Genomic DNA, 17504 nt, shown 5'->3' with positions numbered 1-17504 from the left:
AAGCGCCCCCAGACGTGTACGTCAATAATGAGCCTCCGGCAAACCCCGGGTCAACGCTCACCGCAAGGATTCTCAGGATAATGACAGGGAATTTACTGCCTTTTCGCGAGTGATGGTGGTATTTGCCCTAGCCGCCGGAGCTCGGGGCCGCAACCTCGGCGTGGGGCGTGGTGCCGTAAACACTTGCACTGACCTGGTAGGCGTGCCCGTCCAATTCCAGTGCCTGCCGATTGATCTCACTCAGCGCGGAGTCTCCGAGGGCCTCCGCTTTGACGAGGTCCAACGACTCCTGGTCCACACCCCCAACCGCTGTCACTTTCACTAGCCCCGTGCCCGCTGAATAGAGCTTTTGCTGGTGGCCCACAGACGGTTCCAGCGGGTTGTATTCATCAACGACCAACACTCCGTCATAGCACGCGGCGGGGACGCATACCCGCTCGTTCTGCTTGAATACGGTTCCACAATCCAGGAAGCCCACGTCGGGTGCGTGGGCCTGGACGTACCCCGGGGTACCGGTCACCGGCTGATCCTGCATGGCGATCCCTGCCTGGGCCTTGGAAATGCCACTAATGAAAGTGCGGGGGGCGCCGGTGAAAGTGCCGTTCTCGTACTCTTCCGGATACTCCCCGAAGAGCCAGACCGCGCCCTTTTCCGTCTGGGCGAAGAAAGCCAGTTCGGATTCCACGAGCTGCCCGTCGAAGTAGTCCCGGTCCCACATCACGAGGGTCTTCACGCCGTCTATTACCTTTGTCAGTCCAGTCACGGAGTGGACCACAGTGCGCTCCGAGGTGCCATCGGCACTCTTCACCGTGCCCTTCGTCGTGTACTGCATGCCGGGCTTCAGCGGAAACCACTTGTTGTCAATCCTGGGCGTCGGCTGGAAGGAGGAGCGGTCATAGTGGATGGCGGACCCTGCCCCGCAGAACTCTGCGGCGTCCGACGTCACTGTAGAGGTCGCCGTCGGCGAGGCGGATCCCGACGTCGGCCCTGTCGCCGTCCCGCTGGACGTCGCCGGGGAAGGCGTACCGCTTGGCCCGGAACACGACGCCACCGCAGGTATTCCCAGAAACAGCACGAGTGCGGAACACAACGCTGTTAGTCGTTTGCTTGGCTGGAACATCTCGGAGTCCTTTCACAACAGGCTGATGAAAGGAGGGCCCGGACAGTGTAACGGAGTTGACATGCCGCACCGCCCACGGTCCAACATTTCTCAATTGTGCTCCGGCAGGCGCGGAAAAGAACAGACGGCGCACAAACCCGATGCGGCGAGGGAGGGTTCCTTTGGGCAACCCCGGGGGGGGGCCGGCGGCGTCTGGGGTAGAGAGCCCCGAGCCCCGGGCTCCAGGGGCCCTCCCGCCGTCGGCCCCGTTCAACGCCGGTCCCGGAGGGCCGGCTGGTCTGTCTCAAGCCGCGGATGTATTCCTGTGTTAATTCAACATCTTTCCCGGCCCTGAGGCACGAGTGCCGCCTACTCGTTTTCCAAACACGGACGGCCAAACACGCTGAGAACCCTACGTAAGCAGCGCATCATCCAATGGCGGATGAAGGGCCACCGCGGGCAATCCACCGATTCAAGGCTTCATCCAGCGCAGCCAGATCGACCGGTTTGCTGAGGTAATCATCCATCCCGGCTGCGATGCAGCGCTCGCGGTCTTCGTCCTGGGCTCCGGCGGTCATGGCGATGATGGGCAAGCGGACGCCGCCGTTTTCCCTGGCGCGAATGCTTCTGGTGGCCTCGAAGCCGTCCATGACGGGCATGTGGCAATCCATGAGCACAGCCGCATAGGAGCGGGCGCCGATGGCGGAGACAGCTTCTGCGCCATCGGCGGCCACCTCGGCTTCGTAGCCCAGTTTGGCAACCATTTCACGGGCGACGAGCTGGTTCACCGCGTTGTCCTCCACGACAAGGATCCTTCCTTTGGAAGGCCTGTCCAGCCTCAGGGGCAGTGCACGTGCGGACACCGCGTCGGTCGCCGGCTTGCCAGCCACCAGCCGCATCAGGCGGTCGTAGAGTTCTGAGCCACGTACAGGTTTCGTGAGCCATTCGCTGATTCCCGCATCAGCCATATCGGTCTTGGATACCTGGGACGCGGACGTCAGCATCATGAGCGGGATGCCCCGCAGGGCGGGGTCCCTCGAGAACTCGTGGGCAAGTTCAAGGCCGTCCATGTCCGGCATGCACATGTCGAGCACCGCAATGTCGAAGGGTTTCCCTGCGGAGGCTGCCGTCCGTGAGCGGTCGAGGGCCGTGCGCGCGTCCGCTACCGCGTCCGGCCGCAGCCCCCACGTGTTCAACTGCGATTCCAACACGAACCTGTTGGTGGCATTATCGTCGACCACCAACACGCGCAGACCCGCCAATAGGCTCGGGACCGTGCGGTCGGGAACCCGCCCGGATTCCTTGGCCAGCGGCAATCGCAGAGAGAACCAGAACGTGCTTCCCTCGCCAGGGGCACTGGTTACACCAATGTCGCCGCCCATTACTTGCGTCAGGCGCCGGCAGATGGCCAAGCCCAGACCGGTTCCACCGTACCGACGCGTGGTGGAGGCGTCTGCTTGGGAAAACGAATCGAACAAGCGCAAATGATCCGCAGCATGGATGCCAATACCGGTATCGCTGACTTCGAATCGCACTAGCGCGGTTCTTGCGTCCTGGTCCGCGACGTTCACCCGGATGGCGACTTCACCGGACGCGGTGAACTTTACGGCGTTCGAAGCCAGGTTCAACAGGATCTGCCGGATCCGGCCGGCATCACCGGCCAGCTGTGCGGGAACATCGGGGTGGCAGTACGCGATGAGTTCCAGGCCCTTGCCCTGGGCTGCTTCGGCCAAGAGCGAGGCGACTTCCTCCATCAGGTATTGCGGATCGAAGGACGTGATGTCCAGGTCGATTTTCCCCGCCTCCAACTTCGAGAAATCCAGGATGTCGTTAATCAGGGTCAACAAAGCTCCGGCGGCGGTCTGAACCCCTTCGGCGTATTTGCGTTGCGTTTCATCCAGCGGCGTGTCCAACAAGAGCGCTGTCAAGCCGATGACGCCGTTCATGGGGGTGCGGATCTCATGGCTCATCGTCGCGAGGAACTCCGACTTCAACCTGCTCGATTCCAGGGCCTCCTCCCGGGCAGCCAACAGTTCCGCTTCTGTGGCACGCCGGGCGGTAATGTCCTGCCCGATGGTCGCAAGTCCAATAACGCCGTGTTTGCCGCGGATCGGGGAGACCGTCAGGGACACGGGCACGATGGAGCCATCCTTACGCATCCGGTCTGTCTCGAAGCTACGGGCCGGTCCGCCATTCTGGACCGCGGCCAGCACCTCGTCCTCGGGCCGGAGGTAGTCCGGAATGAGAATCCGGACGTTCTGCCCGGTCGCTTCGGCGGCGGCGTATCCGTACAGCTTCTCCGCACCCGGGTTCCAGCTAGTGATGACGCCCTCGGGGGTCATGCCGATGATCGCGTCAGCCGAGGACTCAACGATGGCGGCCAGGCCCTCCACTTGGGCGAGCGCCTCCCGCGCCTGGTCCTGAGCGCGCTGACGGGAAGTGACGTCACGGAAACTCCAGACCCGTCCCACGATCTCATCCCCGACTTTTTGGGGCCGGGAGTACCGCTCAAACGTCCGTCCGTCACGGAATTCCAACATGTCCAGGCTCTCCGCCCCCGGATCGGCGTACAGTTCCTGGACCTTGCCTATGAAGCCAGCGGGATCCGTGAGCTGGTCGAGGACGAAAGCCAACAGCCGGCCATCGTCGTGGGACTCCAAGAGATCCGCGGGGATGCCCCACAGCTCGGCAAAGCGCTCATTCGCCCCCGCGATAGTCCCGTCCGCCGCGACGACCAGAATGCCGTCGGCCGTGGACTCAAGGGTGGCACTGAGAAGGGAGAGGGCATCGCGGAGTTCGGCGTCGACGCGGACGCGGTCACTTACTTCCCGGATGGAGGCGACGAGTTGCATGCCCGGGGGGTCGCCTAGGGAAGCGAAGCTGACCTCAATAGGGAACTCTGTGCTGTCACGGTGGCGGCCGAACAGTTTCAGGTCAGTCCCGGCCCTGCGTACCCCGGGATCGCGGTCAAAGAGATCCCGGATGGCGCCACCCTGGCCCTTGAACCGCGCCGGAAGCAGCATCTCATAGTGCTTGCCCAGCAGTTCGCTACGCGAATAACCGAAGAGCTGCTCTGAATAGGCATTGCCGAACGTGATCTGACCGTCCGCGTCGATCACGAGCAAAGCATCCGGCACGGCCTCGACCAGTCCGCTAAAAGACAGGCCCCTGAAAGAGCCGACGTGATCCAGCGGCCGCATTTCGTTTGTCATTTCGGCCCCCAGAGCTGAATAGATGACAAGCCCGCCCACATCGGCGGACGCGTGGGTGTGCCGGCGTGGCCCTCCCCACGGACAGAGTATCCGGGAACCTACCCGAAAGCATCACAAAATTGCCAGATACTTCGAGTCCCCTACAACCACCGCTGGCGCTTGGGGAAGGGAACCCGGTCCAGGTCGTTCGCGGCCATGACGGCAGCCGCGCCTGACCGCGCCCGCGCTTGCTCCGCGAGCTGTCCGACGTCGGGATAGCGCGAGGAGAAATGCGTAAGGATGAGCATGCCCGCTTCGGCGGCGGCAGCCAGCTCACCTGCCTGCCCGGCGGTGAGGTGGCGGTACTGCGCGGCCAGGGCGCCGTCGTCGTCGCTGAAAGTGGACTCGGCCACGAGAAGGTCCACACTCTCGGCGAGTTCCCCGGCACCGTCACATGGTGCCGTGTCCATGACGAAGGCGAAGCTCTGAGCGGGCCTCGGCACGCTCACGTCTTCCAAGCGCACGCCGCCCAGGCTCCCGTCCCGCTGCAGGAGGCTGATATCCGATCCTGTAATCCCGGCTGCCGCAAGCCGCTCAGGCAGAAGGCTGCGGCCTTCGGGCTCGACAACCCTGTAGCCGTATGTCTCGATTCGATGGAGCAGCGGGCGCACCTCCAGTCCTGCGGCGATAGGACCGGGGGCGCCGTGCGGATGAAGCCGAAGGTCGATGCCTGGCGACGCGACAGCCACGAGGGCGCGGATCATGTCCTCGCCGGATGCGGGATAGTGCAAATGGATTGCATGCTCCACCCGGTCCAGCGCCATGCGCGAGAGCACGCCCGGCAGCCCGAAACAGTGGTCGCCGTGGACGTGGGTAATACAGATACGCGTGATCTGGCTGGCCGAGACGCCGGCTTGGATCATCTGCCGCTGGGTGCCTTCTCCAGGATCGAAGAGCAGGCCCTCGCCATCCCAATGAAGCACGTATCCGTTGTGGTTGCGGGTCCTTGTCGGGACCTGGGAGGCGGTACCGAGAACCACGAATTCACGCATGGAACCGAGTGTCTCACTACTTGGCGCCTGTACCCACCATCCTGGCCACCCTTGCCCGCTGACGGTCTTCGGAGGAGGATATGCGGCACACTCAGGAGGCCTGCGATGGTCCAGCTCGGGAAATTTGAAAAGTACCTGGTCGAGGAATTCTTCGACGACTACCGCTCGGGGGACATGTCGCAGCGAGCGTTCATTCGCCGGCTCGCATTCATCACCGGGAGCATGGCCGCCGCCTCCTCGACGATGCTGCAGCTCGGATGTGCTCCGGATGAAGTCCCGCGAAGCACCGACTCCATGCCAAGCCCCGAACCTTCATCCGCCCGACCCGCGGCGACGGCGACAGCCGGGCCGGTACCGGGGGCGAAGAGTCCACTTTCCGTACCTGAGGGAGCGTCTGGCCTTGTGACCGCCACCGTCCGGTTCCCCGCCCGCGGAACCGGCATCAGCGCCTACCTTGCCAGGCCTGAGGGGGCAGATGCGGGACCGGCGGTGCTCGTCTGCCATGAGAATCGCGGACTTACCCCGCACATCCAGGACGTGGCCCGCCGGTTTGCCAAGGCCGGGTACGTCGCTTTGGCACCGGATCTCCTGAGCCGGGAGGGAGGCACGCCGAGCGTGGATGCCGACGCCGTGCCCGGAGCGCTGACAAGGGCAGGGGCCGGACGCCATGTTTCCGACTTTTCCGCGGCGCTCGATTACCTCCGGTCACTGGATTTCGTGGACGGGGAGCGGATCGCGATGAACGGCTATTGTTTTGGCGGCGGCATCACCTGGCAATCCGCGACCGAGTTACCCGGCCTGAAAGCCACGGCGGCCTTCTATGGCCCCGCACCCGAGCTGGACAAGGTTCCATCCATCAAGCCGGCCGTGTTTGGGGTCTATGCCGAACTCGACCAGCGCATCACCGGCGCAATGCCGGCACTTCGGGATGCGCTCGAAGCCGCCGACGTCCGCCACAAGCTCACTGTCTATCCCGGCGTCGACCACGCCTTCCACAACGACACCAGTCAGCGGTACAACGAAACACAGGCGACAGCTGCCTGGCAAGACATGCTGGCCTGGTTTGGCGAGCACGTCTGAGTGGACGCTCTTGCGGAAGAATGTTCGCATGAGTGACGCCGCTGAGTTCATCGATGAGGCCTTGCGCCGTGAAAGCTCTTGGATCCGGGCAGAACAGGCACAAGCGCGGCTGGGAATCGGGCTACATCATTACGGATCATCGATCGGGGCTATCCGTGGAACGGTCCGGGACGCCCTCCGCCGCCACCCGAGGCTTGCGCACGATGAGGTCACTGCGTTGAGCTCGGAATTGTGGGAGGTTCCGGTATTCGAGCGCCGGCTCGCGGCAATCGTCCTTCTGCAGTCCAAAGTCCATTTGCTGGCGAATACCGATCTGACGCGCCTTGAGGGATTTGTCCGTGAAGGAAGGCTGCGTGAACTGGTCGATCCGCTGGCGGTCGACGTGATCGGACCCTTGATTTCCGGGCTCGAAGGGCAGGCCAAGGCGCGGGCTGAAATTGTGATGGATCGATGGGCGCGGGAGCGTGACGAGTGGCTGTGCCGTGCCGCCCTGATGTCGCCGCTGAGGGCGCTCCGTGCCGGGGGAGGCGACTGGGAAGCGTTTGTACGCCGCGCCACCGTGGCGCTCGACACCGCTCGGGCAATTTCCACGGAGGCCGAGGTGGTTAGAGAAGCGGTTTCCTCCGTTCTCAACGAGGTTGCCAAGCGACGGCCTGAGCTTCAATTCCCCTCGCCAGTCCCTTGAGCCGTCAGCCGCTTGAGCTTGTTACGCCCAAGGCCTGGGAAACGGTCTTGACCGAAGTCGTTCCGTTAGCCGTCCGCGCAGCCAGCCAAGTGACGAATGTGTCAAAGAGGGTGGGGTCGATGGTCAGCGTGGGATCGGTTCCGACCGCGATGTGGTGGAAAGTCAGTTCAAGCCATCCTCCCGTGCTTTCGGCATTGGTGACCAGATCCTCAAGGTTCTGAAGGGTCCAGGTGCTGTCCACTTCGTCCGGGGCCTTGGTGACCAACGGGTTTGCCGGAGGAAGGGTCTCAGCGAACGGGCAGTCCGGGCAGCTCGCCGGGGAACGGATGTCTCCCAGGCCCCGTCCGCTCGCAAATCCGCAGTTCTTGACCGCAGCCTGGACAGCGGCGTTTTCCGCTGCAAAGGGATAGGCGAAGTCGCTCACCTGGAATCCCCAGCTTTCCAGCCTCGATTTGCCGTTGCAGATTTCCGCGCTTGCGGCCGAGGGGTCGAGCGTCGTCAGATCCGGGTGGGTGACGGTATGGCCGCCGATTTCGTTTCCGTCCCCCGCGATGGTTTGCAGATTTTCCTGGGTCAGGTACGCCGGAGATCCGATCCAGCTGGTGGTGATGAAGAAGGTTCCCACCAGCCCGTGGGCCTTGAGTACCTGTTCGGCAGCGAGTTGATTGTCGTTGCCGTCATCGAACGTCAGGCTCACGACAGTAGGGGCTGCGGCATGGGCAGGAACGGTGATTCCGCCGAGGGCGCCCGCCGTGAGTAACAGGACGCCCACAATGGACGTCAGCCGCTTGTTCTTTTTTGGGTTGCGCATGGCTCCTCCACGAGACGAGGGCCCCCAGACGCGTATGAGTGCAGGATACGCCTTGAATCGTTGAGGTTGAACCCAAAAAACGGGCATCGGCCGAATTCACAGATTGCGTTCGGCGTCTACGGCAGGGCGCGTCCTGTGGCCGCGACGCTTGCCGGTTCGTCAGCCAGTTCGGCCTCAAGGAGTTCGATGCTTGGCAGGCTTGAAGCGAGTTCTTCTGGCAGCGATTCGATGATTTTGCTTTGCCACTCCGAGACGCCGATGGGCAGGTTGATTCCCCGCAGCGCGTACTCGGCCACCACGTTGTTCTTCTCCTTGCAGAGCAGGAGCCCGATGGTTGGCTTGTCATCGGGATGCGCCAGAAGATCGTCCACGGCTGACATGTACATGCCTAGCTGGCCAACAAATCCAGGTTCGAACTTCACCGCCTTGAGCTCGATCACCACATAGCAGCGGAGCTTCAAGTGATAGAAGAGGAGATCGGCGAAGAACTCATCGCCGCTGATTTCCAATCTGACTTGCTCGCCGACAAAGGCGAACCCTTGTCCCAGTTCCAGGAGGAACTTCTCCACATGCTGGACGAGCTGAAGCTCCAGCTCCCGCTCGTTGCGGCGGTCAGTCATTGCGACGAAGTCGAACACATACGGGTCCCTGGTGGCTTGTTGGGCAAGGTCCGAGTCCGCCGGCATCATGGTGGTTTTGAAATTGGTAATCGCTTGCCCGGAGCGCTCGTGGAGACGAGTTTCGATCTGATGGGCAAGAACGTTGCGCGACCATCCGTGTTCGACGGCGGCCGCTGCGTACCAGAGGCGGGTCGCGGCGTCGTCGAGCTTCTCAAGCAGCGCGATCTGGTGGTACCAGGGCAATGTTGCAAGCGGCGCTTGCAACATTGGGAACTCCGGCCAAGCTTGGGCGAAAGTCTTCATGTAGCGGAGGTTCCGTGGCGAGAATCCCTTGGAACCAGGGAACCGGGCCTGTACGTCCGCCGATAGGCGGGTGACGACTTTGGAACCCCAGCCTTGCTCTGACTCCCGCTGTGCCAGCTGCCGGCCGATGGACCAATAGGAGGCAAGCAGAGCCTTGTTCGCTGAGGAAATAGCCCGCGAACGCCCCGCGCCGACTTCTTTGGAGACACTTGCAAGCAGCTCGGGGTACCAGTCCGGCATTGAGGTTGGCGCCGGGGGAGTCATGAACGACGACGCTGCTGCCGCCGGCGTGGTCTGTTCCGGTTTCAATTCTTGACTCTGCACTGGCGAACCTCTTCTTAAGCGACTAAGTTACGGCCGCCGGTACGGCGACCATTTCGTCAAAGCTAGGGGAGGGGACTGACACTTTAGGCGCCGCGGCGTGCCACCGCCCGGCCCGTTCCTCGGGTCGCCTGCGGCCTGTTCCCACGACGGCCCAACACTCGTAATCTGAATGCTGGGAGGTGGTTCCTGTGGAAGCAGCCCAGGGAGATCGGATCATCATTCATGGCAGGACGGTCGGGGCGGCCGACCGGCACGGCGAGATCATCGAAGTCCGCGGTGCAAACGGTGCGCCGCCGTATTTCGTGCGCTTTGACGATGGCCACGAGACCATCCTGTATCCGGGTGGTGATTTCACGATCGACCGCGCAGTCGGGAGTTCGTAACCCGCGGACCGGCCGCCGCGTTCAGCTAAGGTAAGACTTAGCTGCGGAGACGACCAGGGAGGGACGCGTGGACCAGATCCTGGACCTCCCCTTTGAGGTGGCACTTGTGGCACTCTTCGCCATCGTGATGGTCCGGGTCAACGCGACGTACTGGATCGGCCGTGGCGCGGCGGCTGGACTCGAACGCACGCGTTTCGCACGCGCCTTGCATCGCCCCCAAGCCGGCAAAGCGCAGGCCTTGATTCAGCGCTTTGGCCCCTACGCCGTCGTGCTGACGTTCCTGACGATCGGACTCCAAACCGCCGTCAACCTGGCTGCCGGGGCTGCGAGAATGCCGCTCAGCCGGTATCTCCCTGCGGCAATAGTCGGCTCGGGCATCTGGGCTTTCGCCTACGCGACCATCGGCCTGGCGGCGATAGATGCCTGGCTCGCAGTCATGGCGGCCTCCCCTTTGGCTGCCGCTCTCCTGGCCCTCTCACTTGCCGGACTAGCAGTCTGCCTGGTCATGCGGCGTCGACGTCGGACGGCCGTGGCGCCAGAAGATACAGTGGTCTGAGTTCCATTACCGGACCGGCGAAAGGGCAGGCGTTGAGTATTGAGCTTCCGGACCTTGCGGAAGGCGACTTCTACTACGAATCGCTCGGGAACGGGCGGTTCCGCTCCACCATCCACGCCCAAGGCGCATGGAATCCGCACGAGCAGCACATGGCGCCCGCGTCGGGCATTATGGCTGATGCCTTGCTCCGCCATGAGCCGCGCGACGACGTCCGGATGGCCCGCCTCAGCTACGAAATCCTTGGATTGATCCCGGGCGGAGAATTCGAAATCACCACCGCCACGGTCCGCCCCGGCAGGACCATTGAACTGATCCAAGCGGAACTCTCGGCGGCAGGACGCGTGGCTATCCGTGCCACCGCCTGGCGCATGGCGACGAGCGACACGAGTGCCGTGGCCGCCATTGAAGACGTTGAAATGCCGGCCCCGGACGAATGCAAGCCGTGGGACGGCGCGAGCGTCTGGCCGGGTGGCTATATCCGGTCCTTGGAAATGCGGATGGCGGAGGGACACCGGGCAGGCTCGGGCAAAGTCTGGATCCGCACGGAGCATCCCCTCACCGATGCGGCGGACAGCCGCGATATCGCGAGGCTCGTTGGACTCGTGGACACAGCCAACGGTATTGCCGCCCGCGTTTCGCCGGGCAAGAACAGCTACATCTTCCCCAACCTTGACCTGCAGATCCACATGTACCGTGAACCTGCAGGCGAATGGCTGGGCCTGGACAACATGGTCTCCTTCGGCAATGACGGCATCGGCCTGACGTCCACGGTGCTTCACGACATCAACGGCCCCTTCGGCCGCGCGGAGCAAATCCTCACGCTGAGGAAAAGCTGATGGTTGAGGATCTCGCCCGGACACAGCGCACGCTCACGGTGGTGCGCCAGGAAGAGTCGCTCGGCGTCGCTGATGACCTGGACTTCGGGATCGAGCTCCTCAACCGTGCCCGCAGGGGGCTGCTGGCGCCGACGCTGCGATTGTACCGGCCCCGCCCTACCGTGGCCTTCGGGCAACGCGATGCCAAGCTGCCGGGATTCCAGGCCGCGTCCGAGGCTTGCCGGGACCTGGGTTTCGAGCCGTTGATCCGCAAGGCCGGGGGCCGGGCAGCGGCCTACCACCGGGGCACCTTGGTGATCGACCACGTGGAGCCGCACACCGACGCGATTGCCGGGGCGAAGGCCCGTTTCTCCTTTTTTGGCGAGCTGCTCGCGGGTGCGCTCCGCCGCGTCGGCGTCCAGGCCGCCGTCGGGGAGATCCCCGGCGAGTACTGCCCGGGCGAGTTCAGCGTCCACGGCCTGGATCCGGATTTTCCAACACACCAGATCAAGCTCGTCGGCACCGCCCAGAGGGTGGTCTCCGGGGGATGGCTGTTCAGCTCGGTGATCGTCGTCGAGAATTCGGCGCCCATCCGCGAAGTCCTCACTGCCAGCTATGGCGCCCTCGGACTGGAGTGGGATCCCGCCACGGCGGGGGCGGCCAATGACCTCTTGCCACAGCTGGACGTACCCACCGTGGAAGACGCCGTCGTCGCGGCTTACGCAGAATACGCCGAACTCATCGACGGCGATTTCCAGAGCCTGCTCCCTGTGACGAGCACCAGCACGCCGTTGTAGACGAATACCGCCGGGACTACGCTTGAGGCCACAACCAAGCGGACCGAGGTAGAGCAATGGACAAGAAGCCATCCGTTGTCCACGATTCCGAGGCGGACCTCACGGTCGGACCGCCGAAGCGATCCGCCGCGGGTTTCCCCAGCCTGGTGGACTCCTTGCCCCATGCGTTGAGCCAGATGGGGCCGTCCCGCACGTGGAAGTCCTTGCTGGCCATGAACCAGAAGGACGGCTTCGACTGCATGAGCTGCGCCTGGCCGGATCCTCCGGAGCGGAAGCTGGCCGAGTTCTGTGAGAACGGCGCGAAGGCCGTCGGGTGGGAGGCTGATCAGCTCAAGGTTCCGTCCGGTTTCTGGGACGAGAACGACGTCGATTCCCTCGCCGAGCGCTCGGAGTACTGGCTGGGCCAGCAGGGCAGGCTCGTGGAGCCGGTCTACAAACCTGCCGGTTCGAACCACTACCGTCCCATCAGTTGGGACAATGCGTTCCGGATTGTTGCCCGTGAACTGAATGCCCTGGAATCGCCCGACGAAGCCACCTTCTACACGAGCGGCCGGACGAGCAACGAAGCCGCGTTCGTCTACCAGCTCTTCGTCCGGGCCTTCGGGACCAACAACCTGCCCGATTGCTCGAACATGTGCCATGAGTCCACAGGGCTGGCCCTCGGTGAGACACTCGGCGTGGGCAAGTCCGCCGTCAGCTACACGGACTTCGCCAAGGCCGATTTGATCATCATCATGGGCCAAAACCCGGGGACCTGCCATCCCCGGATGCTCACCGCCTTGGAAGAGGCAAAGCTCGCCGGTGCCGGCATTGTCGCGGTGAACCCTCTTCCGGAAGCCGGACTCATCAACTTCAAGAACCCGCAGCGGCCCCGTGGGCTGGTGGGCAAGGGAACGGACTTGGCGGACCAGTTCCTGCAGATCCGCCTCGCAGGTGACATGGCGTTGCTTCAAGCCGTCTCCAAGCGGGTCCTGGAGGCAGCGAAGGCGGCACCGGGGGCAGTCCTCGACCATGCGTTCATCGAGGAGCATTGCCAGGGGCTCGAGGAGTTCCAAGCCCACATCGAAAAGCTTGATGATCAGGACGTCCTCGCCGCAACGGGCTTGAGGGCGGAGGAAATCGATGAGCTCGCCTCCCGCTACCTGCGTGCGGAGAAGGTCATCATTACCTGGGCCATGGGCCTGACCCAGCACAAGAAGGCTGTGGCGACCATCAAGGAGATCGTCAATCTGCTCCTGCTCCGGGGGAACATCGGCAAACCCGGCGCCGGCCCTTCGCCGATCCGCGGGCACAGCAACGTCCAGGGCGATCGGACCATGGGTATTTGGGAGAAAATGCCCGAACCGTTCCTCAACGCCCTGCAGCAGGAATTCGGCTTCGACCCGCCGCGGCACCCGGGCGTCGATTCCGTGGACAGCATCCGCGGCATGCGGGACGGCCGGATCAAGGTGCTCGTCGCGCTCGGTGGAAACCTCGTGCACGCAATGTCGGACACCACTGCGGCTGAGGCAGCCGTCCGCAAGACCCGTTTGTCCGTCCAGATCTCCACGAAGCTCAACCGTTCCCATGCCGTGGTGGGGGAACAAGCGATGATCCTGCCGACGATGGGCCGCACGGAAATAGACCGCCAGGCCAGCGGCGAGCAGTTCGTCACGGTCGAAGACACCGTCTGCGCGGTACACCGTTCGGCGGGAAGGCTCGAGCCGATCTCCGACAAAGCCTTGTCCGAAGTCGCGATCGTGTGCCGCATGGCAGGCACGGTACTCGGCGGCAAAGTCCCGGTTGACTGGGCAGGATTCGAGGCGAACTACGACTCAGTGCGCGAGCATATTTCCCATGTGGTGCCGGGCTTCGAGAACTTCAACCAAAAAGCCAGGAGCCGTGACGGTTTCGTCCTGCCCCACGGCCCCAGGGACGAGCGGAAGTTTCCCACCGCCACCGGGAAAGCGATGTTCACGGTCAACGACCTTGAGACTATCCACGTCCCGCAGGGGCGCCTGTTGCTCCAGACCGTGCGCTCCCACGATCAATTCAACACGACCACCTACAGCATGAACGACCGCTACCGGGGCGTGAAGAAAGGCCGCATGGTGCTTTTTGCGCACCGCGACGACCTGGCTGACCTGGGCCTTGCCGACGGCGGCTATGTGGACGTCCACAGCGAGGCCGGCGACGGCGTGGACCGGGTCCTGCGTCAGTTGCGGTTGATCGCGTACCCCACAGCCCGCGGTTGCGTGACTGCGTATTACCCGGAAGCAAACGTCCTTGTACCGCTGGATTCGACCGCCGAAGGCAGCAATACTCCCGTGTCCAAGTCCGTGGTGGTGCGCCTGGAACCAGCCGCACCACCGGGATAACTCAGCTGCGGGGTTCAGGCGGCGAGGCGCGCTTCGACCTCGGCTGCGGAAGGGTTGGTGGCAGCGGTGCCGTCCGGGAAAAGGACCGTGGGCACGGTTTGGTTGCCGCCGTTCAGCTTCTCCACCAGTTCAGCGGTGCCCTCAACCTCTTCGATGTTGACCTCGTTGTAGCCGATGCCCTTGGCGTCCAGCTGCTTCTTCAGTCGGTTGCAATAACCGCACCAAGTGGTCGAGAACATAGTGATAGTGCCGGATTCGGGAGTGAAGTCCACGGATTCTCCTGCCGTCGTTGTTTTGAACTACTCGCGTCAACGGTAACCCGGCAGGCACTATTCCTTCGCGCGCATGTGTCACATGACACGCAAGGGCGAATCGGGCATGGATTTGGCCGCCCGGCTAGAGCGACTCCTCGACGGCGACGCCCGATTGGAACTCGCGGCCGTCGGCTTCGCTGAAGGCCGTCATCACGTGTCCCTTGCCAAGGCCATTGATCGCAGAGAGAGGGAAATGGCCCGTAATGGTGTTCCCCGAGTGTTCAACACCCTTGAGGTCGTAGTTCTCTTCGGCGCTTTGGTCATGGTTGAACGAGAAGAAGGCAATCGCCTCCCCGTTCATGAACTCGATGCCCAGTCTTCGTTGAGAGGAATAGTCCGGAGTCGCCGCGACCAGGCCGACGACAAAGGCGCCGGAACCAGGGATGTTGCCCTCGATCTCGAACTTCGCCACGAGCGTGGCTTCCGTGGCGGTAATGCTGGCCTGCTTCAGAAGTGCCTCATGGATGCTCATGGCTCAATCCTGCTCTGTGCGACCTCCGCCGTCCACCCCTGATTCGGGTTTTGTCAGAGCTCGCCCGTCCGCCGGATCTGATCGGGCGGACGTCCAAAATCAGCCCTGACCAGCCGGAAGACCTGCTGATACAGGTAACGGCAGGGCCTCCCTCGCGGCCAGGAAGGCTTCTATGGTTGAGGGCGTGGATAAACGGAATGGAAGCATGAAGCGTTTGCTCGTCCCCTCTGCGGCGCTGTTATGGGGGCTCCAGTTCGCGTTCCTCAACCCTGCCCTGGCACTCCTGCTGGTGGCCCTCTTTGACGCCACCCCGGCCGAGGTGGGGTGGGTCCTCGCCGTCTACAATGCCAGCGGCTTCGTCGCGTCCCTTGTCGTGCCGGCTTATGCGGACCGCGCAAACGACTACCTGCGTCCCATGCTGGCCTGCGGCGTCCTGACCTTGGCGTTGTCAGCCCTCCTGGCCGTGAGCACCTCGCTGCCGATCGCCGTCGTGGGCTTGATCGTCCTGGGCGGCCCGGCGGGGGTCGGCAGCTCGCTCTTGTTCGCGCACCTCAGGCACTCTGGTGCCGGAGCGAGCGACGTGGTGAACACGCGCGCGATTGTCTCCTTCGCCTGGGTGGCCGGGCCGCCCCTCGCGACATTCATCATGGGTGCGCTGGGCAACCGGGCCATCCTGCTCGCCCTCGGTGCGGTCGCCGTCCTCAATGTCGCCACCACTGCTGCCATGATTTCCCGGCGGCGCGCTGGCGCCGTCGAGGATGGGCCCAAGGCTCATGGCGAAGAGGACGGGCACCCGTTCTCGAAAACGGGGGTCGCCGCCGTCGTCCTCGGCTTTATCGCCCTGCAGGCAACCAACAGCGCCGCTGTGTCCATCATGGGCCTTTTCGTGACCCAGGGGCTCGGCGTGGACATCATCTGGGCGGGCATCGCGCTCGGCGTGTCTGCCGCGCTCGAGATCCCGGCGCTCTTCCTGATCGGGCGGCTCTCGCGCCGCTACTCCAGCCGGGCGCTCATTGCGTCGGGATGCACAGCCGGGATCGCCTACTACGCGGCCATGGCGTTTGTCTCCAACCCGGCCACCCTGATTGCGCTCCAGGTCCTGAATGCCTGGTTCTTCGGGATCGTGGCGGGTGTGGGGCTGACCTTGTTCCAGCGGCTGATTCCGCGTCCGGGCCTGGCTTCCGGGCTCTACACCAACACGAGGCGCGTCGGCGCGATCGTTTCTGGCCCGATCATCGCTTGGGGATCGACGACGGCGTTCGGCTACCAAGGCGTCTTCGCCGCTTGCGCAGTCCTCACTGTGCTGGCGCTGCTTGTCATTGGGTTGGCCGGGCGGCCGCCACGGCGGATACCGCGGAAGGAACGGCCTGCTGCCTCCGCGCCCGCACATGACGCTATCGCTTGAGCCTGACCAAGCGCAGGATGATGCCCGCCGCGAACATGAGCACGCCCAAGGCCGCCGATAGCGGCGGAAGCGTCGCCACGAGGACCACGCAAGCCAGTGCTCCGAACACTTGGAGCGCTTTGGGGTATCGGCGGTCTTCGGCCGGCTGGGTGAACGCCGCAATATTGGCGACCAGGTAGTAGATGAGCACACCGAAAGAAGAGAAGCCGATTGCGCCGCGCAAATCTGCGACCGCGACGATCACGCAGATCACGACAGCGAGGGTGACTTCGGCGCGGTGCGGGACACGGTAGCGGTGATGGACCGCGGCTAGCCAGTGCGGCTGGTCGTGGTGCCTGGCCATTGCCAGGGTGGTCCGGCCCAACCCGGCGATGAGTGCCAGCAGGGCCCCGAGGGAGGCGAGGGCGGCTCCCACGCGGACCACCGGAACGGCCCAGTCGAAAATCCCGCCTCCAACTGCGGCAGCGAGCGGCGTCGGGGTGCCGGCCACACGGTCCGGGCCGAGAGTGGCGAGAAGGGTCACCGCGATGATCGCATAGAGGACGACGGCGATGCCCAGCGCGATCCCTATGGCCCGTGGAATGGAGTGCCGGGGGTCGCGGACTTCCTCTCCCATGGTCGCGATCCTCGCGTAGCCGGCGAAGGCGAAGAACAGCAACCCGGCGGATTGGAGGATCCCGTACCAGCCGTGTGCAAGCAGTCCATCGCCGGGGATGTTGGCCGGGGACGGAGCGGAACCGCCCCAGCAGGCTGCCACGCCAATGGCGAGGGCCGCCAGTACTGCGAAAACCAGGATGCGTGTGAGGCCGGCTGTGCGGGTCACCCCGTGGTAGTTCACGGTGGCGAGGACGACGACGGCGGCGATCGCCACGGGACGTTCCCACCCCGGAGGGGCCGCATAGGCGGCGAAGGTCATGGCCATGGCCGCCGCGCTGGCGGTCTTCCCGATGACGAATCCCCAACCGGCCAGATATCCGGACCACGGTCCTAGCCGTTCACGACCGTAAACGTAGGTCCCGCCCGACGTCGGGTATGCGGCGGCGAGCTGGGCGGAGGACGTCGCGTTGCAGAATGCCACCGCCGCAGCGATGACGAGTCCAACCAGCAATCCTGATCCCGCGGCGGCAGCGGCCGGAGTGAAGGCCGCGAACACGCCGGCGCCGATCATGGAGCCCAACCCGATCACAACCGCGTCAAAGGTACCCAGCCGACGGGCCAGGGCCTGGGGGCTGCTCATGGA

General features: G+C 63.9%; 16 protein-coding genes. 8 read left to right on the top strand and 8 right to left on the bottom strand.

The window, feature by feature from the left end:
* Positions 1-127: 127 nt before the first annotated feature.
* The 3 genes from LFT47_RS12630 to LFT47_RS12620 form a co-directional block, all read right to left on the bottom strand.
* The gene (locus LFT47_RS12630) at positions 128-1120 is read right to left on the bottom strand and encodes a hypothetical protein (protein WP_236811249.1); all 993 of its coding nucleotides are present in this window, start codon (positions 1118-1120) and stop codon (positions 128-130) included.
* A 407-nt stretch (positions 1121-1527) separates the two neighbouring features.
* Positions 1528-4311 (bottom strand): response regulator, encoded by a 2784-nt coding sequence (locus LFT47_RS12625; RefSeq protein ID WP_236811248.1) that lies wholly within the window; start codon positions 4309-4311, stop codon positions 1528-1530.
* Between the two features lie 140 nt (positions 4312-4451).
* Entirely contained in the window at positions 4452-5342 is an 891-nt protein-coding gene (locus LFT47_RS12620) for a ribonuclease Z (RefSeq protein ID WP_236811247.1), read from the bottom strand.
* 105 nt (positions 5343-5447) lie between these two features.
* Here LFT47_RS12620 and LFT47_RS12615 point away from each other — a divergent pair, with 105 nt between their 5' ends.
* The gene (locus tag LFT47_RS12615) at positions 5448-6422 is read left to right on the top strand and encodes a dienelactone hydrolase family protein (RefSeq protein WP_236811246.1); all 975 of its coding nucleotides are present in this window, start codon (positions 5448-5450) and stop codon (positions 6420-6422) included.
* 28 nt (positions 6423-6450) lie between these two features.
* On the top strand, positions 6451-7107 hold the full coding sequence (locus LFT47_RS12610; protein WP_236811245.1) for a DNA alkylation repair protein: 657 nt from the start codon (positions 6451-6453) through the stop codon (positions 7105-7107).
* Positions 7108-7111: 4 nt separating this feature from the next.
* Here LFT47_RS12610 and LFT47_RS12605 read toward each other — a convergent pair whose 3' ends face one another.
* Both LFT47_RS12605 and LFT47_RS12600 read right to left on the bottom strand, forming a co-directional pair.
* A complete protein-coding gene (locus LFT47_RS12605; protein WP_236811244.1) occupies positions 7112-7918 on the bottom strand; it encodes a polysaccharide deacetylase family protein in 807 nt (268 codons plus the stop codon).
* Between the two features lie 116 nt (positions 7919-8034).
* A complete protein-coding gene (locus LFT47_RS12600; RefSeq protein ID WP_236811243.1) occupies positions 8035-9150 on the bottom strand; it encodes a PDDEXK nuclease domain-containing protein in 1116 nt (371 codons plus the stop codon).
* Positions 9151-9353: 203 nt separating this feature from the next.
* On the opposite strand from LFT47_RS12600, the gene LFT47_RS12595 reads away from it, so the two are divergent.
* The 5 genes from LFT47_RS12595 to LFT47_RS12575 all read left to right on the top strand — a co-directional run bounded on the left by LFT47_RS12595 (position 9354) and on the right by LFT47_RS12575 (position 14073).
* Positions 9354-9548, top strand: coding sequence for a DUF1918 domain-containing protein (locus tag LFT47_RS12595; RefSeq protein WP_236811241.1), 195 nt, complete (start codon positions 9354-9356; stop codon positions 9546-9548).
* Positions 9549-9615: 67 nt separating this feature from the next.
* Entirely contained in the window at positions 9616-10104 is a 489-nt protein-coding gene (locus LFT47_RS12590) for a DedA family protein (protein ID WP_236811239.1), read from the top strand.
* A 32-nt stretch (positions 10105-10136) separates the two neighbouring features.
* Positions 10137-10940 carry a thioesterase family protein gene (locus LFT47_RS12585; protein WP_236811236.1) on the top strand — a complete coding sequence of 268 codons (804 nt, stop codon included), beginning with the start codon at positions 10137-10139 and terminating at the stop codon, positions 10938-10940.
* On the top strand, positions 10940-11716 hold the full coding sequence (locus LFT47_RS12580) for a lipoate--protein ligase family protein (protein ID WP_236811234.1): 777 nt from the start codon (positions 10940-10942) through the stop codon (positions 11714-11716). Before LFT47_RS12585 ends, LFT47_RS12580 begins: the two co-directional genes overlap by 1 nt.
* A 56-nt stretch (positions 11717-11772) precedes the next feature.
* Positions 11773-14073: an FdhF/YdeP family oxidoreductase gene (locus tag LFT47_RS12575; RefSeq protein ID WP_236811232.1), complete on the top strand. Its 2301-nt coding sequence runs from the start codon at positions 11773-11775 to the stop codon at positions 14071-14073.
* A 14-nt stretch (positions 14074-14087) separates the two neighbouring features.
* Here the strand turns inward: LFT47_RS12575 and LFT47_RS12570 are convergent, their stop codons facing one another.
* Positions 14088-14345, bottom strand: coding sequence for a mycoredoxin (locus LFT47_RS12570; protein WP_236811230.1), 258 nt, complete (start codon positions 14343-14345; stop codon positions 14088-14090).
* A gap of 124 nt (positions 14346-14469) precedes the next feature.
* Positions 14470-14859 carry a hypothetical protein gene (locus LFT47_RS12565; protein WP_184735461.1) on the bottom strand — a complete coding sequence of 130 codons (390 nt, stop codon included), beginning with the start codon at positions 14857-14859 and terminating at the stop codon, positions 14470-14472.
* A gap of 205 nt (positions 14860-15064) precedes the next feature.
* Here LFT47_RS12565 and LFT47_RS12560 point away from each other — a divergent pair, with 205 nt between their 5' ends.
* On the top strand, positions 15065-16264 hold the full coding sequence (locus tag LFT47_RS12560; RefSeq protein ID WP_236811228.1) for an MFS transporter: 1200 nt from the start codon (positions 15065-15067) through the stop codon (positions 16262-16264).
* Here the strand turns inward: LFT47_RS12560 and LFT47_RS12555 are convergent.
* Positions 16254-17501 (bottom strand): APC family permease, encoded by a 1248-nt coding sequence (locus LFT47_RS12555; RefSeq protein ID WP_236811226.1) that lies wholly within the window; start codon positions 17499-17501, stop codon positions 16254-16256. The genes LFT47_RS12560 and LFT47_RS12555 overlap by 11 nt on opposite strands.
* Positions 17502-17504 lie beyond the last annotated feature (3 nt).

Origin of the sequence: Arthrobacter sp. FW306-2-2C-D06B (assembly GCF_021789175.1) — a bacterium.
Classification (GTDB): domain Bacteria; phylum Actinomycetota; class Actinomycetes; order Actinomycetales; family Micrococcaceae; genus Arthrobacter.
Note: the sequence above shows the minus strand (reverse complement) of the source record. Positions and strands in the feature narration are given on the sequence as shown.

Bases quoted from the DNA above. Each gene is read 5' to 3' on its own strand.
- LFT47_RS12560 (WP_236811228.1), top strand. From the start codon at position 15,065: ATGAAGCGTTTGCTCGTCCCCTCTGCGGCGCTGTTATGGGGGCTCCAG.
- LFT47_RS12610 (WP_236811245.1), top strand. From the start codon at position 6,451: ATGAGTGACGCCGCTGAGTTCATCGATGAGGCCTTGCGCCGTGAAAGC.
- LFT47_RS12580 (WP_236811234.1), top strand. From the start codon at position 10,940: ATGGTTGAGGATCTCGCCCGGACACAGCGCACGCTCACGGTGGTGCGC.
- LFT47_RS12615 (WP_236811246.1), top strand. From the start codon at position 5,448: ATGGTCCAGCTCGGGAAATTTGAAAAGTACCTGGTCGAGGAATTCTTC.
- LFT47_RS12625 (WP_236811248.1), bottom strand. From the start codon at position 4,311: ATGACAAACGAAATGCGGCCGCTGGATCACGTCGGCTCTTTCAGGGGC.
- LFT47_RS12630 (WP_236811249.1), bottom strand. From the start codon at position 1,120: ATGTTCCAGCCAAGCAAACGACTAACAGCGTTGTGTTCCGCACTCGTG.
- LFT47_RS12555 (WP_236811226.1), bottom strand. From the start codon at position 17,501: ATGAGCAGCCCCCAGGCCCTGGCCCGTCGGCTGGGTACCTTTGACGCG.
- LFT47_RS12620 (WP_236811247.1), bottom strand. From the start codon at position 5,342: ATGCGTGAATTCGTGGTTCTCGGTACCGCCTCCCAGGTCCCGACAAGG.
- LFT47_RS12605 (WP_236811244.1), bottom strand. From the start codon at position 7,918: ATGCGCAACCCAAAAAAGAACAAGCGGCTGACGTCCATTGTGGGCGTC.
- LFT47_RS12575 (WP_236811232.1), top strand. From the start codon at position 11,773: ATGGACAAGAAGCCATCCGTTGTCCACGATTCCGAGGCGGACCTCACG.
- LFT47_RS12565 (WP_184735461.1), bottom strand. From the start codon at position 14,859: ATGAGCATCCATGAGGCACTTCTGAAGCAGGCCAGCATTACCGCCACG.